At 51.6% G+C, this 17,802-nt stretch carries 18 protein-coding genes; 12 read left to right on the plus strand and 6 right to left on the minus strand.

Annotated elements, in window-relative coordinates; translation table 11 throughout:
• The 4 genes from ACJAZW_RS11970 to ACJAZW_RS11985 all read right to left on the minus strand — a co-directional run.
• The coding region (locus tag ACJAZW_RS11970; RefSeq protein ID WP_415158380.1) for a pyridoxal phosphate-dependent decarboxylase family protein at positions 1-1,124 on the minus strand (1,124 nt) is incomplete at its 3' end.
• A 9-nt stretch (positions 1,125-1,133) separates the two neighbouring features.
• Complete coding sequence (gene hpaD, locus ACJAZW_RS11975; RefSeq protein ID WP_415158382.1) at positions 1,134-2,114, minus strand: 3,4-dihydroxyphenylacetate 2,3-dioxygenase; 981 nt, start codon at positions 2,112-2,114, stop codon at positions 1,134-1,136.
• Positions 2,115-2,174: 60 nt separating this feature from the next.
• The gene (hpaE, locus tag ACJAZW_RS11980) at positions 2,175-3,692 is read right to left on the minus strand and encodes a 5-carboxymethyl-2-hydroxymuconate semialdehyde dehydrogenase (RefSeq protein ID WP_415158384.1); all 1,518 of its coding nucleotides are present in this window, start codon (positions 3,690-3,692) and stop codon (positions 2,175-2,177) included.
• Entirely contained in the window at positions 3,689-4,099 is a 411-nt protein-coding gene (locus ACJAZW_RS11985) for a 5-carboxymethyl-2-hydroxymuconate Delta-isomerase (RefSeq protein ID WP_415158386.1), read from the minus strand. Before ACJAZW_RS11985 ends, hpaE begins: the two co-directional genes overlap by 4 nt.
• Before the next feature lie 126 nt (positions 4,100-4,225).
• On the opposite strand from ACJAZW_RS11985, the gene hpaR reads away from it, so the two are divergent.
• Positions 4,226-4,678, plus strand: coding sequence for a homoprotocatechuate degradation operon regulator HpaR (hpaR, locus tag ACJAZW_RS11990; protein WP_415158388.1), 453 nt, complete (start codon positions 4,226-4,228; stop codon positions 4,676-4,678).
• Positions 4,679-4,693: 15 nt separating this feature from the next.
• On the opposite strand, the gene ACJAZW_RS11995 is transcribed toward hpaR, so the two are convergent.
• Together ACJAZW_RS11995 and ACJAZW_RS12000 are read right to left on the minus strand one after the other, a co-directional pair.
• Entirely contained in the window at positions 4,694-6,052 is a 1,359-nt protein-coding gene (locus ACJAZW_RS11995; protein ID WP_415158390.1) for an aminotransferase class III-fold pyridoxal phosphate-dependent enzyme, read from the minus strand.
• A 12-nt stretch (positions 6,053-6,064) separates the two neighbouring features.
• Complete coding sequence (locus tag ACJAZW_RS12000; protein WP_415158392.1) at positions 6,065-6,844, minus strand: IclR family transcriptional regulator; 780 nt, start codon at positions 6,842-6,844, stop codon at positions 6,065-6,067.
• Positions 6,845-6,973: 129 nt separating this feature from the next.
• Here ACJAZW_RS12000 and ACJAZW_RS12005 point away from each other — a divergent pair, with 129 nt between their 5' ends.
• From ACJAZW_RS12005 to ACJAZW_RS12055, 11 genes are all read left to right on the plus strand, one after another.
• Entirely contained in the window at positions 6,974-7,915 is a 942-nt protein-coding gene (locus ACJAZW_RS12005) for a tripartite tricarboxylate transporter substrate binding protein (protein ID WP_415158394.1), read from the plus strand.
• 63 nt (positions 7,916-7,978) lie between these two features.
• Positions 7,979-8,557: a tripartite tricarboxylate transporter TctB family protein gene (locus ACJAZW_RS12010; protein ID WP_415158396.1), complete on the plus strand. Its 579-nt coding sequence runs from the start codon at positions 7,979-7,981 to the stop codon at positions 8,555-8,557.
• A 9-nt stretch (positions 8,558-8,566) separates the two neighbouring features.
• Positions 8,567-10,048, plus strand: coding sequence for a tripartite tricarboxylate transporter permease (locus tag ACJAZW_RS12015; protein WP_415158398.1), 1,482 nt, complete (start codon positions 8,567-8,569; stop codon positions 10,046-10,048).
• A gap of 2 nt (positions 10,049-10,050) precedes the next feature.
• A complete protein-coding gene (locus ACJAZW_RS12020) occupies positions 10,051-11,538 on the plus strand; it encodes an aldehyde dehydrogenase (RefSeq protein ID WP_415158400.1) in 1,488 nt (495 codons plus the stop codon).
• Between the two features lie 9 nt (positions 11,539-11,547).
• Positions 11,548-12,783, plus strand: coding sequence for a Tm-1-like ATP-binding domain-containing protein (locus ACJAZW_RS12025; protein WP_415158402.1), 1,236 nt, complete (start codon positions 11,548-11,550; stop codon positions 12,781-12,783).
• Between the two features lie 153 nt (positions 12,784-12,936).
• The gene (locus ACJAZW_RS12030) at positions 12,937-13,944 is read left to right on the plus strand and encodes an alpha/beta hydrolase (RefSeq protein WP_415158404.1); all 1,008 of its coding nucleotides are present in this window, start codon (positions 12,937-12,939) and stop codon (positions 13,942-13,944) included.
• Positions 13,945-14,036: 92 nt separating this feature from the next.
• Positions 14,037-14,642, plus strand: a complete 606-nt coding sequence (locus tag ACJAZW_RS12035) for a DUF2239 family protein (RefSeq protein ID WP_415158406.1) — start codon at positions 14,037-14,039, stop codon at positions 14,640-14,642.
• An 11-nt stretch (positions 14,643-14,653) separates the two neighbouring features.
• Entirely contained in the window at positions 14,654-16,045 is a 1,392-nt protein-coding gene (locus ACJAZW_RS12040; RefSeq protein WP_415158408.1) for an MATE family efflux transporter, read from the plus strand.
• 79 nt (positions 16,046-16,124) lie between these two features.
• Positions 16,125-16,439 carry a TraR/DksA family transcriptional regulator gene (locus ACJAZW_RS12045; protein ID WP_415158410.1) on the plus strand — a complete coding sequence of 105 codons (315 nt, stop codon included), beginning with the start codon at positions 16,125-16,127 and terminating at the stop codon, positions 16,437-16,439.
• Between the two features lie 146 nt (positions 16,440-16,585).
• Positions 16,586-17,542: a nucleoside hydrolase gene (locus ACJAZW_RS12050; RefSeq protein WP_415158412.1), complete on the plus strand. Its 957-nt coding sequence runs from the start codon at positions 16,586-16,588 to the stop codon at positions 17,540-17,542.
• Positions 17,543-17,675: 133 nt separating this feature from the next.
• Positions 17,676-17,802 (plus strand): GTP-binding protein (locus ACJAZW_RS12055; protein WP_415158229.1); only part of this gene is annotated, 127 nt, incomplete at its 3' end.

The raw sequence follows: 17,802 nt of genomic DNA on the forward strand, positions 1-17,802 counted from the left end.
GACCATGACACGTGGTTGCGGATCATCTGCCGCAAGCCTTCAAGGCCATGTGCACGCAACAGGAACCAGATTTTTAGCGCGCGGAAACGGCGTCCCAAAGGCACTGACCATTCGGAATAATTGATGATGCCGTCGGTACCGTGGGTTTTTAGATATTCAGGTTTGATGGCCAGTGTTCTGACCAAAGCTTCTGGATCGGCAATAAAGTGGGCCGAGCAATCAAACTGCGCGCCCAGCCATTTGTGTGGGTTGAACACAATACTGTCTGCGCCTTCAACGCCTGTCCAGAAATGGCGGAATTCTGGGCAGATCATCGCCGCGCCTGCCCATGCTGCATCAATGTGTGAGTAAAGGTTTTCAGCTTTCGAAATGGCAACAATTTCAGCAATATTATCGGTGGAGCCGACAGAGGTACCGCCGACGCAGGCGATAATACCAGCGGGTATAAGACCTGCCTTGCGGTCGTCGGCGATGGCCTTTTTGAGCGCTTCAGTGTCCATGCCCCGTAATTTGCCTTTATGGGGAATGCGGACCAAGTTTTGTTCGCCAATGCCTGCAACCCAGATGGCGCGGTCAATTGAGGTGTGCACCTGATCGGAGCAATATATGCGCAATTGCTTGTGGGCGGCGAGGCCATCCACATTGCCGCGCCAATTGAGGGCGCGTTCGCGCATGGTCAAAACGGCAGCCAGCGTAGCAGAAGATGCGCTGTCTTGAATGACGCCGGTAAAACCATCCGGCAGGCCGATGGACTGGCGCAGCCAATCGAGCACTATGGTTTCAAGTTCTGTGGCGGCAGGTGAGGTCTGCCACAACATACATTGCGCAGCGATTGAGTTGACTAACATTTCCGCCAGCACGGAAGCCGGGGCTGCATTTGCTGGGAAATAGGCGAAGAAACGCGGATGTTGCCAATGGGTAATGCCGGGCATTAGCTTGTTTTCAAAGTCGGCAAAAATCTCCTCCATCGCCTCACCCTTTTCAGGCGGAGAATCGGGAAGTTGTGCGATGATTTCGCCGGGTTTGGTTTGGGCGCGAACTGGGCGGTATCGCAAAGTCTCGCGATAATCTGCCCCCCAATCAACAAAGCGTTTGCCCCAGTCTCGAAATTCATTCCAGTTCATGGTTCTAGCCTATGGTGCGATGATGGGGGAAGCGGCGAGGTCGGACATAACGGGTTCAACATCTGCAAATATGCTGCCATGTTCAAACCAGCTGCGCGGTGCAGGTGCACCCCACAATGTTTGGCGTTGCGGGTCTTTGAGGTCCCATTTGATCGGCTCAAGGTCTGGATCAACCGTTTGATAATCAGAACAATAAATCTCAATCCGATGACCATCTGGGTCCAAGATGTATAAAAAGAACGCGTTGGAAATACCATGCCGACCGGGGCCACGCTCAATGTTGGCGACGTAGCCGGTTGTGGACATCAAATCCAAGAGATCAATGATGTTGAGCGGATTTGGCACCCAAAAAGCTGTGTGGTGCAGGCGTGGCCCAAGGCCATTGGTAAAAGCCATGTCGTGCACACCGCCTTTGCGGTGCATCCATGCGGCCCACAGGCGTTTGCTTTCATCATCTTCGGTATATTCAGTCGTACGGAAGCCAAAATCTGCATAGAAAGCAACGCTTTCGTCGACATCTTGCGAGAACACATTGAAGTGGTCAATGCGCAGTGGTTTCACGCCATTATAGAGTTTGTATTGTTGGTGAATTGGCTCAAGGCGATCCATTTTAAAGTAGAATTCCAGCGGAATGCCGTGGCAGTCCGAAGTGCGCAATGTGCGACCTTGATAGGGGCGTTCGACCCATGATGTCGGGCGGCCTTTGGACTGGAAATAGCTTTGCGCTTTGTCGAGCTCTGGTTCGTCATAGACTTTAAAGCCAAGCACGTTGGCTTGGGCCTTTTTGCCTTGTTTCAGGATAATGCAGTGGTGGCCGCGTTCTTCCATGGCGCGCAAGTAAATCTCACTATTGTCTTCATGAGTGACTTGCAGACCCAATGTGTCCACATAGAAGGCGCGGCTGGCGGCCAAATCCGTCACGACAAACTCGACATGGCTCAGGCGCAGCACATTAAAGGGCGGGTAAAGATTATGCTTTGGTAATGGCATGATGTTTCCTATTTCGAAGCGCGCGCATGTCTGTTCTCATGCTCGCAGAATTATACGCGATCATCCACCTAGTTTTGGGATATTGTGCTCAACTGTCGCAAAAGCGACGTTTTTGGTTTCCATGTAGAAATCAAACGACCAATCGCCACCGTCTCTGCCAATGCCCGACGATTTTACGCCACCAAACGGCGAGGGCAGATGGCGTGAGTTTTCAGAATTCACCCAAACCATGCCCGCTTGCAATTCGTCCGACACGCGGAACGCGCGGGTAACATCGTTGGTCCAGACATATCCGGCTAGGCCATAATCTATGTCGTTGGCGATTTCGAGGGCCTCGGCTTCGTCTTTGAACGGGATTGCCGTCAGCACCGGGCCAAAAATCTCTTCTTGGGCGATACGCATTTTATTGTTGGCATTGGTGAACAGCGTTGGCTTGACGTAGCAACCGCCCCCCGGCCCATCGAATTTTTCGCCACCTAGCGCAATGGTTGCGCCATCTTGTTTGGCGATTTCAAAATATTCGAGCACTTTCTTTTCGTGCTCCGGGTGAATGAGTGGGCCAATTGTGGTTTCTGGATCAAGCGGATGTCCCACTTTGATTTTGGACGCTTTTTCGGCAATCTTGGCGGTGAAGTCAGCATAGATTGATTGTTCGACCAACAGGCGTGACGATGATGTGCAGCGTTCGCCGTTGAGCGAGTAGATCATAAACACAGCCGCCTCGGCGGCGCGTTCCAAATCGGCATCTGCGAAAACGATCACTGGGTTTTTGCCGCCGAGTTCGAAATGTACGCGTTTAAGCGTTGGTGCGCCTTGGGCCATGATTCTCGAACCTGTGCGGCTTTCGCCGACAAAACCGATGGCTTTGATCAATTTATGTTCGGTTAAGGCTTTGCCTGCATCTTCACCCAAACCGTTGACAAGGTTCCAAACGCCTTTGGGCAAGCCTGCTTCTTCTGCGATTTCCACCAATAGCCGGGCCGTTAGGGGTGAGAATTCAGCGGGTTTGTGCACAATCGTGCAACCTGCGGCCAGGGCCGGGGCAATTTTCCACGTGGACAGCATAAAAGGCGTGTTCCACGGGGTGATAATACCAACGGGGCCAATGGCATGCCGCGTGGTCATGTTGACTTGGCCTTGTTTGCGCAAGGACTGGCCGTCGTGGGCGCTGGGCGCGCGGTCGCCGAAATAGCGAAAATTGTCTGCGCCGCGCAGCGCGGCTTTGGACATGAAGCGCATGGATTGACCCGTATCCATCGCTTCAATCAGCGCAATTTCTTCGGCGCGCGCTTCGATGCCGTCGGCAATCGCGTGCAATATGCGCTTGCGCTCAATGCCCGGGGTTTTGGACCAGCTTTTGAATGCGGCATGGGCAGACTTTGCCGCCCGGTCAATATCCTCGGCCTTGCCGTGAGCAATAGTGCAGATTGTTGAAAGATCAACCGGCGAGATGCTATCAAAAATTGTGCCATCGGCCGCGGCAACTGCTGCGCCATTGATGTAATTGGTTACCCCATCGCGCACAAACCGCTCAAGATAGGCGTTTGCTTTGTCCAGATTGTTTTGAAAGCAGGTCATGAGGAGGGTTCCTGGCTCTTAGTTTGTGTTTTGAGACGCGGATGGATGGAATTTAGCTTCCAGTTAAAGTCTGGATTGATTTCGACGATTTCTAAAGAGAGCGCAAAATGCGGCTCATCCAGTAGTTTTTTGCAGGTCTGGCTTGTCAGATCGATCAGGGCTTGGCCGATGTCTCTTTTTTGCTCGGCGGTGCGGCCCGTGCCAATGCGCAAGATGATGTCAATAAAGGCGTTTTCAGCGTGTTGATCTGCAATTGAGTATGCACAGGCGGGATAAGCTCTGACCCGAATGCCGCCTTTTGGAAACACGCCAGACGCGCACAGAGTGTCGTTCAACTGGTTGCACAGTTGTTTCATATCAATGCGGCCATTCAGATTGTCTGAATACTGGATTTGCAAATGCGGCATGAAGCCTCCTAACAATTAACATGTTAAGTAATTTGATTGGTATTGTCAAGATGGACTGTTGGTATGTTTTCTGGCAATTATCTGTGCAATAAGCGAAGTTTGAGGATCAACGATGGGAATCACAGCATGACTTCAGAGCAATTACTTGAAGCTACGAATCGATCCCTTCCAATTGTTTTGCTGCGGGCGCGCGAAGCGGTAATGGCGCATTTTCGACCAATGCTGGCAGAACATGGTTTGACGGAGCAGCAATGGCGTGTGTTGCGTGTGTTGCGCGAAATGGGCGAGTTGGATGCTAGTCACTTGGCGCACCATGCTTGCATTTTGCCGCCAAGTCTGACGAGGATGCTGAAAACGCTTGAAGCAAATGGCTGGATTGAGGGCCGTCGTGACAAAGATGATGGCCGTCGCATGCTGTTTACAGCTACCGAAGAAGGCTTGCGGTTTATAGCGACGGTGTCGCCCAAAGGCGCTGCAATTTACGAAGAAATTGTGGGTGCCTATGGCGAGGACAGGCTTCGTCAGCTCGTTGATTTGCTCGATGAGCTGCAGTCGAGTGTGAACGGCGCCGCCAAATAGCGACGCCGGATCTGATTAGGCGTTTGTTGCAGCTGCAAGGCCTTTGTCCAAACCGCTGAGCATCCTATTCACATCATTTGACGTGATCACCAATGGGGGCGACAAGATGATGTTGTTGCCTGAAACGCGAATAGTCACCCCATCTGCATAAGCCCCGTCAAATGCGGCCGCCATTGCCGCTTTGGATGCGGGGGCTTTGGTATTTTTATCCGTAACCAATTCAATAGCGGCCATTAGGCCAATGCCGCGCGTATCCCCGATAATTTCATGTTTTTCTTTTAGTTTGTTCAGACCAAGCTGAAGTTCCTCGCCCCTTGCTTTTGCGTTTTCCCAAATGCGGGCTTTTTTGGTTTCGGCTAGCGTGGCAAGCGCGGCTGCGCACCCGACCGGATGGGCGGAATAGGTGTAGCCATGGCCAATATTGCCAACAGAATCCTTGTTGCTTTCAAAGGCCTCCGCCACTTTCTCGCCGATCATGGCTGCGCCAAATGGGAAGTACGAGTTGGTGACAGCTTTTGCGATGCACATCATATCTGGTGCGACGCCCCAAAGGCGGGAGCCGTGCATTGATCCGGTGCGGCCAAAGGCGGTGATCACTTCGTCGGCGATCAACAAGATACCGTGTTTGTCGCAAACTTGCCGCACCATCGGCATGAATGTTTGATGCGGCACAATCACACCGCCCGCACCAAGCACCGGTTCCATGATCATCGCGGCGATGGTGTTTGCGCCTTGAAAGGCGATTTCTTCTTCGAACAGCGCAATAATGCGATTGGCGATTTCTTGCGGATCAGTTGAGTTGAACGGATTGCGATAGGTCCATGGGGCGGGGAGCTGGAAACAACCGGGCAGCAATGGTTCGTAATTACGGCGGAAATTGGCGTTGCCGTTGACGGAGGCTCCACCGAAATGCGTACCGTGATAGCCCTTTTTGAGGCTGATGAATTTGGTGCGCTCACCTTCGCCACGCACTTTATGGTATTGCCGCGCTAAACGCAGGCAGGTTTCAACAGAATCTGAACCGCCAGACGTGAAGAACGAGCGTACGAGGCCTTCGGGTTTAAACCATTGTGCAAGTTCATAGGAAAGTTCGACCGCTTTGTCGTTGGTGGTGCCCCGAAAGGCGGAATAGTATGGCAATTCCATCAGCTGATCGGTCATGGCCTTTTTGATACTATCAACCGAATAGCCCAGATTGGCGTTCCAAAGTCCACCAACCGCATCCAATGTGCGATGCCCGTCTACATCGATGATTTCGACGCCTTCTGCGCCCGTAATAATCTTTGGTGGATTGTTGCGCATGTCCGCTGGGTGGGCCATAGGGTGCCACATGTGCTTGGCGTTGTTCTCTTTCAAGAAATTTGAGTCGCGCATAATGGGCTCCTTCTACCTAATAAGTTTTTGAACATTTGGGTGGACGACGCCACCGATTGCGGTGCTGATCCGCGCCGATGCAGCGGCGACCTGCCGTATGGATTTTTTGACCAGTTCGTCGGTTTTACGCGACATCGGCATGGCAATGGCAATGGCACCCGCCGCTGAACCGTCCGCATTGAAATAAGGTGATGCCACGCCAACCACATCAGATTCGAAGCCATGTTCGTTCAGATAGTAGCCATCCAGTTTTGCCTGTTCGGCGCGTTTGCGGATGGCCTCTGGGTTGGTTTCGGTTTGCTCGGTGAATTTGTTCAATGGATTTGACAGGGCTTTGTTTAATATCCCGGCGTCACTAAACGCCATAAACACAATGCCCGATGCTGTGGCGTGGAATGGCAGGGGTTCGGTGGGGTCGATCATAACGACAGTGCCGCGAATCGGTTCCTTGTGGGCTACGGTGATCAGCGAAGTTGGCCCAGCAACACTTGCGTGAGCGGTTTCACTTGACGCATCGCACAGCCAGTTCACTGTTTGGTTGGCGATGGCGGTGATCGGTGTGGTGGCTTCACGAATACGTGCCAAGTGCAAAAAACCGGAACCAAGCCGATAGGCTTTTGTAATTTTGTTTTGCTCGATAAAGTGATGATTGCCCAGAGATACCAGAATGCGCCGCGTGGTGGCCTTATCCAGGTCCGCCAAGCGCGCAAGTTCAGACAGTCCGATCTCGGGAAGAGAGGGGGTGAAATAGCTCAGGAGGCGCATCGCTTTGTCGACTGTTTTCATGGGCATTAAAACTCAATTGGTTCACATGATAATAAAAATCTTGACTCATATTGCTTCCCAATGCAACCATTATTTGTACCATTGGTGACAATATTGAACCGATTGGAAAATGCGAACGCATTAGGGGAGGAAATCATGCGAGCGATCATTTCTATTATTCTGTTGGGCTTGGCTTCATTGGTGGCGGCTATATCGCCAGCCGTTGCTGAATACCCAGAAAAGCCAGTTTCATTTGTGGTGCCATTTCCACCCGGTGATCTGGAAGATGTTTTGACCCGCATGATTGCGGAGGAGTTTCAGTCTATGTATGGCGTGCCTGCGGCGGTGGTGAATAAGCCAGGCGGGGGCGGTGGACCGTTTCCAGGGGCGGCGGAAGTGGCTCAAGCCCCAGCCGATGGTTACACAATCGGCTCATTTGTGGTTGATGTGCCGCTGGTTGGGCCATTTGTTGGCATTCCAGCCCTTAACCCGGATCCATTTGAACCCGTTGGCATTTTCCTGACTTACCCGTTCGTTATTGCGGCATCCAAGAACGCGCCTTACCAAACCATGGCAGAATTGGCTGCTTATTCGAAAGACAACAAGCTTTTGCTTGGGCATTTCGGATCGTTTTTGATCCCAACACAGGTGACTTTGGCCTTGGGTGAGAAAAATGGCACGACATATTATTCCAACGCGGCATTTGATGCGCTGGATTGTAACACGATTGCTTCAGGTGATGCAGACGTGATCAACACGACTTTGCAGCTGATCTTGCCCTGTTTGGACAAGGTGAATGTGCTGGCAACGGTGACCAGCGAGCGCATTCCACTGGTGCCTGACAGCCCGACGGTTGGCGAACTGGAACCTTCGCTCAATATTGCGTTGTGGAACGGCTTGTTTGTGCACAAGGACACACCGGCTGACGTGCGTGAAAAAATTGCGGCAGCTGCGCAAAAAGCAATGTCCAGTGAAGCGGCGCAAAAACTCGCTGAAGAAACTGGCGCTGGCGTTTACTGGAAAAACGCTGCAGATTCCGCTGCACAAATCGCCGCTGATGGCGTCGTGGCAGAAGCCATTGCCAAGTTCGCCGAATAAATATGCAATGTTGGTCGGGGCGACACGTTCCGACCAACACACAACAGCGAGTTTATTCGGGTCATGATGAAAGAAAATGAGATCGGCGGGAAAACCAATCGCCCACCAAAAGTGGAAGATTATTTCTCTTCGCCCTACAGTTCAGCGCTGGTTTGGTTTGGCATTTGCACATTCTTTGTGGCGATATTTTTAGCGAGCCAATTGGGCACGCAGGCTAAATTCTTAGAGAACTTTCCAATTGAAAAGCAGCCCGGCCTTTGGTCGGCCATTGGCATTGTCGGCATGCTGTTGTTTGGGTTTTTCCAAATGGTGCAGTTCTGGTTTCATCGCAATGGGTTGCAAGCCCCCGGATTTGTTGCGGAGGCCATCATTTGGCTACGTGCCAGCGAATTTGTGCTGTGGTTCATGGCTTATGTCTATCTGGTGCCGATAATTGGGTATCTGCCCACAACCATTGGCTATTTGATGTTGATGACATGGCGGTTGGGATACCGAAGCAAAACGCATTTTGTGTCTGCGGTGCTGACGGGTGTGTTGATTGTATTGGTTTTCAAGAGCTTCCTGCAGGTCAAAATACCGGGCGGTGCGCTTTATGAATTTCTACCCGCTGCCGTACGCAGCATTGCCATTCTTTATCTATAGGGGCTGTTTGTGGAACTCTTACTAACAAGTCTTAGTGCGCTAGCGCGAATTGATGTGGCGATAGCCTTGCTTATCGGCTCGGTTGGCGGCGTGATCATTGGCGCGATACCCGGTGTCGGTCCTGCTATTGCGATCGCGATTTTGTTGCCTGCCACATTCGCCATGGAACCAATTGTCGGGCTGACTTTGCTGCTCGGCGTTTATGGCTCCTCGATGTATGGCGGGGCAATTCCTGCCATTTTGATCAATACACCTGGGACTGCGGTGAATGCGCTGACCACCTATGATGGTTACCCGATGACCAAGCGTGGTGAAGCAACACGTGCTTTGTCGTTGGCGTTTGGCGCGAGTTTTTGTGGTGCCATCATTTCGATTATCGCCTTGATGAGCTTGTCGCCGGTTTTGGCAGCTGTAGCGCCAATGTTCGGGTCGCGCGAAATCTTTCTGGCGGCGTTATTGGGCATGGTTTTGGTGGTGGTTACGCATCGTGGGCAGGCTTTGGCGGCAGGGGCGCTGCTGTGTTTGGGTGTTTTTATCAATACGATTGGGCTTGAGCCGATCCGATACACGCAGCGCTTCACTTTTGAGCAAACGTGGTTGGCGTCCGGGATTGATTTGATCGTCGTTGTGCTCGGGCTTTTTGCCCTGTCTCAGGCGTTTTTGTTGATGGTGGGTGAGGATGAGGACAATAGACCCCCGCCGCTTGTGGGACGAATATTTGATGGGTTCAAAGAAGTGTTGCGCATGCCCAAAATTGTGCTGCCTTCAGCTGGATTTGGCGTAGTGATGGGCATGATACCCGGCGTTGGTGAGTTTTTGGCGCAGTTCTTTTCCTATTCGTTGGCGCGTAAAATTTCCGGCAACGGGGAGAATTTTGGCAAAGGTGCACCAGAGGGTTTGGTGGCTTCTGAGGCGGCAAATAATGCGGTGCCTGCCGCCGCGATGATCCCCTTGTTGGCGCTGGGTATTCCCGGTGAAGCGCTGACGGCGATGATGCTTTCGGTGTTTTATGTGCATAATGTCATTCCGGGTCCACAGCTATTCACCAACCAATTTGATTTTGTCTTGAGCCTTTATTTGGCGCTGATCGCCCTGAACATATTGGCCTTTGTGTTTTTGCTTGGCGCGACGCGCTGGTTGACCCATGTGGTGCGCATTCCAAATCGGTTTTTGGGGATGATCATCTTGATCCTGAGTTTTGTCGGTGTCTACTCGCTGCGAAACTCGATTGTTGATTGTGCAATTGCGGCGGCGTTTGGCATGTTTGGGTTGATGTTAAAGCGGCTTAGTTTGCCGATTGTGCCGATTATCCTCGGGATGGTTTTGGGTGGTATTATGGAAGTGAAGTTTCGCACCAGTATGGCACGTGTGGATAATATCTTTGGCTTCATCGAGCGGCCCGTGGCGCAAGTGCTGTTCGGCATTATCGTGATTGTCTTGGGTGCGCACATCTATTCGCTTGTTCGAGCAAAAAAATCTGAGGAAGTTTGATTATGATCACGCAAGTTGAAATAGACGGTCTGCGCAATCTACCAATTGCGGCGCAAAAGCTGTTGATTGGCGGCGAGTGGCGTAATTCATCCGATGGTGGTGTGATTGAGGTGATCAGCCCGATTGACGGGCAAAAATTGACAACAATTGCTGCTGCTACGTCCGCAGATGTCGATGACGCTGTTTCGTCAGCGCGTGAAGTGTTTGAGCGCGGCGACTGGTCGCGAATGGCACCCGCCGGGCGGATGAAAGTGATGCATAAGATCGCTGATCTCATCATAGAGCATGCGAAAGAGCTGGCGGTGTTGGGCGTGCGCGATAATGGTACAGAAATCGGTATGGCGCTCAAAGCTGAGCCGGGTTCGGCGGCTGGCACGTTTCGGTTTTATGCTGAGGCCATCGACAAGGTTTATGGCGAAATCGCGCCGACCGCCGACAACGTGTTGGCGCTGGTGCATCGCGAACCGGTTGGGGTTGTTGGGGCGATTGTGCCGTGGAATTTCCCATTGATGATTGGCGCGTGGAAAATTGCGCCAGCACTGGCCGCTGGCAACTCTGTGGTGTTGAAACCATCCGAGGCGGCATCGCTGAGTTTGCTGCGGTTGGCAGATTTGTGTTTGGCGGCGGGCCTGCCCGCCGGTGTGCTTAACGTTGTGACGGGCAACGGTGCCGTAGCGGGTGAAGCGATGGGGCTGCACCCCGATATCGACATTATCGCTTTTACGGGGTCAGGTGGCACGGGGCGACGTTTGATGGACTGTGCCGCGCGGTCGAACATGAAGCGGCTTTACCTCGAATTGGGTGGCAAGTCGCCCAACGTGATTTTTGCAGACGTTGAGGATTTGGACCATGCCGCGAAAGTCTCGGCGGCGGGTATTTTCCGCAATTCGGGTGAAGTTTGCGTGGCTGGCTCGCGCATTCTAGTGGAACGCTCGATCCACGATGGATTTGTTGAGCGCTTGAAGGCGCATGCCGAAAAATTGGTGATTGGCGACCCGCTGGATATTGCTAACAATATTGGTGCGGTGACAACCAAGCAGCAACTCGACGGTGATTTGGCGTTTGTTGAACGGGCGCAGGCGGAAGGCGCGACGCTAGTTTATGGTGGCAAGCAACTGCATGGTGAAAGCGGTGGATTTTATATGCAGCCGACGATTTTCACCAATGTAGGATCAGATATGGACTTGTTCCAAAACGAAGTGTTTGGCCCGGTTGTCGCGGTGACGGCGTTTGACACGGAAGAAGAAGCTGTCGGTTTGGCAAATGGCACAGAACTAGGGTTGGCGGCTGCGGTTTGGACATCGAACTTGTCGCGTGCGCATCGGACGGTGCGCAACATCAAATCAGGCGTCGTGCACGTCAATACATATGGTGGGGCGGGCAACAATGTGCCGCTTGCGGGGATGAAGCAGTCCGGCAACGGTGCGGACAAATCGCTGCATGCGCTTGAAAAATACGAAAATTTGAAAACAGCATGGATCCAATTGTAGGTAAGACTTATGGCAAACGACAAAACCATATTGGTGATTGGCACTTACGACACTAAATCTGACGAATTGGACTATCTAGCGACGGCCATCAAAGGGCAGGGCGGTAACGTTTTGAGCATGGATGTGAGCGTTTTGGGCGACCCGTCTGTCGTGACGGATATCTCCAAGCATCAAGTGGCCGAGGCGGCGAATTCGTCTATTCAAGATGCTATCGATAGTGGTGATGAGAACACTGCCATGCAAATTATGGCGCGTGGTGCGGCAACCTTGTGCACAATGCTACATAAGGCGGGTCGAATCGATGGGATGGTGTCGATGGGCGGCACGATGGGGACCGATTTGGCGTTGGATTGCGCCCGGGCGCTGCCACTTGGGGTGCCAAAATACATTATTTCAACCATTGCCTTTTCAACGCTTATTCCGGCAGAACGATTGGCGACGGATACGCAGATGATCCTATGGGCTGGTGGCCTTTATGGGCTCAATTCGGTCTGCAAAGCTTCGCTCAGTCAAGCGGCTGGTGCCGTGTTGGGTGCCGCACGCGCTGTCGAAATGCCTACGGGCAAAAAGCCGATGGTCGGGATGACCAGTTTGGGTTCGACGTGCTTGAAATATATGAAGGTTTTGAAGCCAGCGTTGGAAACGCGTGGGTTTGAAGTGGCGATTTTTCATGCGACCGGCATGGGCGGTATGGCGTTCGAGAACTTGGCAAGGGAAGGGGCGTTTGCCTGCGTGATGGATTTTGCGCCGCAGGAAATGGGCAATCATATGATGGGGTCGAGTGTGAATTCTGGCCCAGATCGTTTGCGCGGCGCTGCTGCGTCGAACACCCCAGCGATTATTGCGCCGGGGTGTGTGGACCTGGTGGATTTCCCCGCATGGCAAGAGTTTCCCGAGCAGTTCAAAGACAGATCATTTCATGCCCACAATCGATTGCTGGCGTCCGCGACACTGAATGCAGATGAGCGGCGTCAGGTTGCCCGCGAATTGGCGTTAAGGGCGGCAGAAAGTACAGCGCCGGTGCATATTATTTCGCCAAAGCATGGCATTGAAGAATGGGATAAGCCGGGTGAGCCGGCGCATGAACCAGACAACCATGCGGCATTTGTTGAAGAATTGGCAAAGTCTGTGCAAGCGCCAGTCGGGTTTACAGAGCTTGATTGTCACATCAATGACGCGGAATTCTGCGCAACTGCGCTGGCGATTTTTGATGAGTGGTTGGCGCAGGGACTGATAGCAAAATAGCAAACAAAAATGGCTACCCCTGTAAAATGGCCTGAACTAAAACAAAACTCAATGGGGTAAATGTTCGAAAAACTGCTGTTTTGCAAAGTTTTTGCTGTGGTTGAATTTTTTATAGGTTGCTAACGTCTGTCCAACAGTTTGAGGGATAGATTTATGCGTCGCGATTATTCATTGCCACAAGGCACCATTCACCGCGTTCAAGTGCAATCTGAAGCGCTCAAGTCCAACATGCTCGGTGATCACACATTGCGCGACGTGGATGTCTATGTGCCGCACGGGCATGATGGTACTGACCTGCCGGTGATTGTTGATCTGGCCGGTTATACGGGCAGTGGCCTTGGCCGAACCGGTTGGAAGGGGTTTGATGAAAACTTGCCGGCGCGATTAGACAGATTGATTTCTAGCCGCGAGATGAGACCTGCCGTGATGGTGTTTCCAGACTGTTTTACCCGGCTCGGCGGCAACCAATATATCAACTCAGTTGCCATGGGGAACTGGGCGGATTTTCTGATTAAAGAAATGCTGCCCCAGATTGAAGGTCAGTTTTCCTGTGGTGGCGCTGGTAAGCGCGGGGTGATTGGCAAATCGTCTGGCGGCTATGCGGCGATGATCCACGCTATGCTTTATGCGGATACGTGGTCGGCAATTGCCTGCCACTCCGGCGATATGGGTTTTGACGTGGCCTATCTGCCAGATATGCCCAAAGCGCTGCGTGCCGTGGCACAACACGATAATTCAATCGAAAAATTTGTGCGCTTTGTTGATGAGAAGCATAACCCCAGCCACGGCGATATCCATGCCCTGATGATTTTGGCGATGGGTGCAACCTATGATCCTGATCCAAACGGATTTTGTGGCATTCGGTTGCCGGTCGATATGCACACCTGTGAGTTAGATCAGACCCGCTGGGATCAGTGGTTGAAGTGGGATCCATTGCATATTTTTGACCAACATGTTGATGCCTTGAAAAGCCTGAAAGGGATTTGGCTTGATTGCGGCGACGTGGATCAGTTCAACTTCGTTTATGTGGCGCGGCGGATGCAGAACAAGCTCAAAAGCGCTGGCGTTGATCATGTTTACGAAGAGTTCCCAGACGATCATTTCTCGATTGATTATCGTTATGATCGCAGTTTGCCGTTTTTGGCAGACAAATTATGCTAGTTCTATCCGGGTAAAATATTTTACCCGGGTATTATTGACTCCATAGTTTTACCCCGGTATTACTCACGCAACAAAACGCGGAGACTATTGTTGTGACTTATTCGCCAGATTTAGAATGCGCGGCCTTTGTGGGCAGCGAGTTGATTGCCAGTGGGGCATTGGCAGAGGTCGTTCATGAAGTGAAGCGGCACCACGATCAGAAACCAAATGATCTGATTTTGATTTTCGACAATCAAAAATCCAACGTCATCGAAGTCGACCTGCGTGGCACCATGGAAGAGGTTTTTGCGCGGCTTGACAGTGGCAAAGCCGTTGAAGAGGTGCAAGCAAAGCCAAAGCGCCCCGGCCGTCCAAAATTGGGCGTTGTCAGCAAAGAAATCACATTGCTGCCCCGTCACTGGGAATGGCTGCGCGAGCAACGCGGTGGCGCTTCGCTCACCTTACGTAAACTCGTTGGTCGCGCCATGATGGTGGACGATGGCAATGCACAGTTACGCAAAGCGCAGCAATCTACTTACCACTTAATGACCGCCGTTGCGGGCGATTTACCCAATTATGAAGAAGCCATTCGCGCGCTATTTGCTGCTGACGGCCCAACTTTTGCGCAACAGATCGCCGTTTGGCCCGATGGGCTTCGCGCGCATATTGAACACATCTCGAAGGGTATTTTCGTGCCCATCGACACGAAAAATATTTAAGGAATTGAATCATGCCTGAAGCGCAAGTTTCTGAAAACAATAACTATTTAACGCAGCCGATTGGCAAGCTGTTTCTAACCACGGCGCTGCCGATTATCATGATTATGGTGGTCAATGGCCTTTTCAATTTGGTTGATGCTTATTTTCTTGGTATCTTTGTTGGCTCTGCTGCGCTGACCGCTGTGACGGTGATGTTTCCCGTGCAAATGCTGATCTATTCGCTGACGACGATGATTTCAAACGGATTTGCCTCGATTGTTGCGCGGCGTCTTGGGGCTAAGGATTTGCGTGGTGCCGCAGACAGTTTTGCGGTGGCAATACTTCTGGGGATAGGCCTGAGCATTGTCATGATGGTGGTGTTTTTGCTGTTTGGCGAAAAGCTGGTCAGTTGGGTGACAGATGGTGATCCGCAACTGACACAAATGGCGTGGACCTATATGTCGATCATGATGTTCACTTCGCCACTGATTTTCATTTTGTCCGTGCAATTTGATGGGTTGCGTAGCGAAGGCAAAATGGGTTTCCTGACGATTATTTCGCTTAGCGTGACGTTGCTGAACATGTTGTTCAACTATGTCTTTATTGTCATTCTGGATATGGGCGTAGCAGGTTCTGCATGGGGCACGGTGGCGGCGCAGCTTTGTTCACTCAGTGCAATCATGATCTATCGGCTGCGTGGGTTTTCAAAGCTCGGTTTTCACATGCCAAACATGTCAACATTTGTGCGCATCGCGAAAGAAAATTTGGCATTAGGCGCGCCATTGAGCCTCAATTATTTGTCAATTTCCTTGATCGCAGGCAGCGTCGTTGCCATGCTAAAATTTTATGGTGGCGACGATTATACCGTTACGGTGGGTGCCTATGGCATTATCACCAGATTGATGACCTTTGCGTTTATGCCGTTGCTTGGCATATCGATGGCATTCCAATCTATTGCGGGTAATAATTTTGGCGGCAACGAAGCGGCGCGGGTGAACATCAGTACAAAGACCGCCCTGTTGGTGGCGTTTGGCTATTGCATCCTGATTGAGGTTGTTTTCATGTCATTTCCGGGCCAATTGGCCGCATCATTTGTGAAAGATGCCCCGATGATCGCGGAGACGGCACGTGTGTTGCCGTTTGTCATGATTATGTATTTCACCGTTGGTCCCACAATTATACTTTCGGGGTTCTATCAAGCCATTGGCGATGCGAAGCGCGCAGCTATTCTTAGCCTGTCTCGCAATTATTTGATTGGTTTTCCGTTGTTGATGCTGGTGCCGCGTTTTTTTGGTGAGCCCGGTATTTGGTACGCGTCACCGATTGGTGATGTTATTATGATTGGATTGACCACCACTGTGTTATCTATTGCTCAACGCCGAAAAGGTTATCGTGCGGGGATATTCCTTCCCGTGACGGCCTAATCGATATTGCTTGCGCCAGATCAATTTGGCGTAAGCGCTTTGCTGGCAAAGTGTTTTCAACATTTGAAAGGGGCGCAACATGCGTGATTTAGAGATTTACAAAACCCGGTTGCTGGCACGTAAAGCCGAGCTTGATGAACGCTTGCACCAAATTGAAGACCGTTTGGACGATACACCTGACCCGGACATAGAAGAACGTGCCGTCGAACGCGAAGATGATGAAATGCTTGAAGGCTTGGGCAATGCGGGCAAGAAAGAGTTGAAAAAGATCGAGAATGCCCTCAGCCGAATGGAAAATGGTACATTTGGCGTTTGTGTGAAGTGTGGCGAAGAGATTTCTGACGCTCGATTAGACATCGTTGCCTATGCGACCAAATGCCGAGAGTGCATGTAGCAAGGGTGAGTTCTGACGCCGGTGCAAATTTGTGGTTGAAAGAATGTCACTTGGCTTGCTTATCGAACACTAGTCTTTAATCTCGCGATCAACGTGCTCGGCATCACAACAAGTGTGCCGCGGTGGCGTATTGTTTGTGAGGTTAAATGAACAAGTCGGACGAGAACTCAAAACTACCCATCATCATTGATTGCGATCCGGGGCAGGACGATGCGTTGATGTTGTTCTTGGCGCTGAACGCACCAGAGCTGGACGTTCTGGGCGTTGTGGCGTGCGGGGGCAATGTACCCTTGGCGCGGACTGAATTGAATTGTCGGATATTGGTGGAGATGGCTGGACGCGTGGATGTGCCGGTTTTTGCGGGTTGCGAAGGGCCGATGGTTGAGCAATTGTTCACCGCTGAATATTTGCATGGTGAAACGGGGATCGATGGGATTGATTTTTTCGAGCCATCGCTGCCCAAGAATGAAAAGCATGGTGTTGATTTCATCATCGAAACGCTGCGTTCGGCTGAAAATGAGGAGATTACGCTGGTGCCGACCGGACCGTTGACCAATATTGCGATGGCGATGCGCAAAGCGCCGGAGATCATCCCCAAGATCAAACAAATTGTTTTAATGGGTGGGGCGTGTTTTGAGGGCGGCAATGTGACGCCGTCTGCCGAGTTCAACATTTATGTTGATCCACATGCGGCGGACGTGGTGATGCGCTGTGGCCGACCAATCGTCATGTTCGGGTTAGACGTCACCCATCAGGTGATGACCGACCCCAAAATTGTTGCGGACATTCGCGCGCTGGGCAACAAAGTTGCACATGCTTCAGCTGGTATGCTTGATTTTTTCGGGCAATATGATGCGGCAAAATATAGCGAACAGGGCGGCCCGCTGCATGATCCATGTACAATCGCGTGGTTGCTTGAGCCTGAAATGTTTGTGTTGAAACACTGTCATGTGACCATTGAGACGTCGAGCAAATTGACACGTGGGCACACAGCGGTCGACTTTTGGGGCGTGACAGGAAATCAGCCAAATGTGGCGTGGGCCCACAAGGTTGATCGTGCAAGATTCTTTGCATTATTGACACAGCGTTTGGCCCAATATTAGCCGCTTCTTACGTTAGGTGAAATTAGGGCTTTTGTTGTTGGTTTTTTTCAGGTAATAGACCCCTCGAATTTCCGGCAGGGCGCGGCCCCTCGTTTATTGTTGGCCGGATGCTAAGCGAATGGAGAATACACGCATGGCGAAGGAAAAGTTTGAGCGGAACAAACCGCACGTCAACATTGGCACCATTGGTCACGTTGACCATGGTAAGACAACGTTGACGGCAGCAATTACGAAAGTATTGGCTGAGGCATCAGGTGGTA

The organism is Maritalea sp. (assembly GCF_047634455.1).
In the GTDB taxonomy this organism is placed as follows: Bacteria; Pseudomonadota; Alphaproteobacteria; order Rhizobiales; family Devosiaceae; genus Maritalea.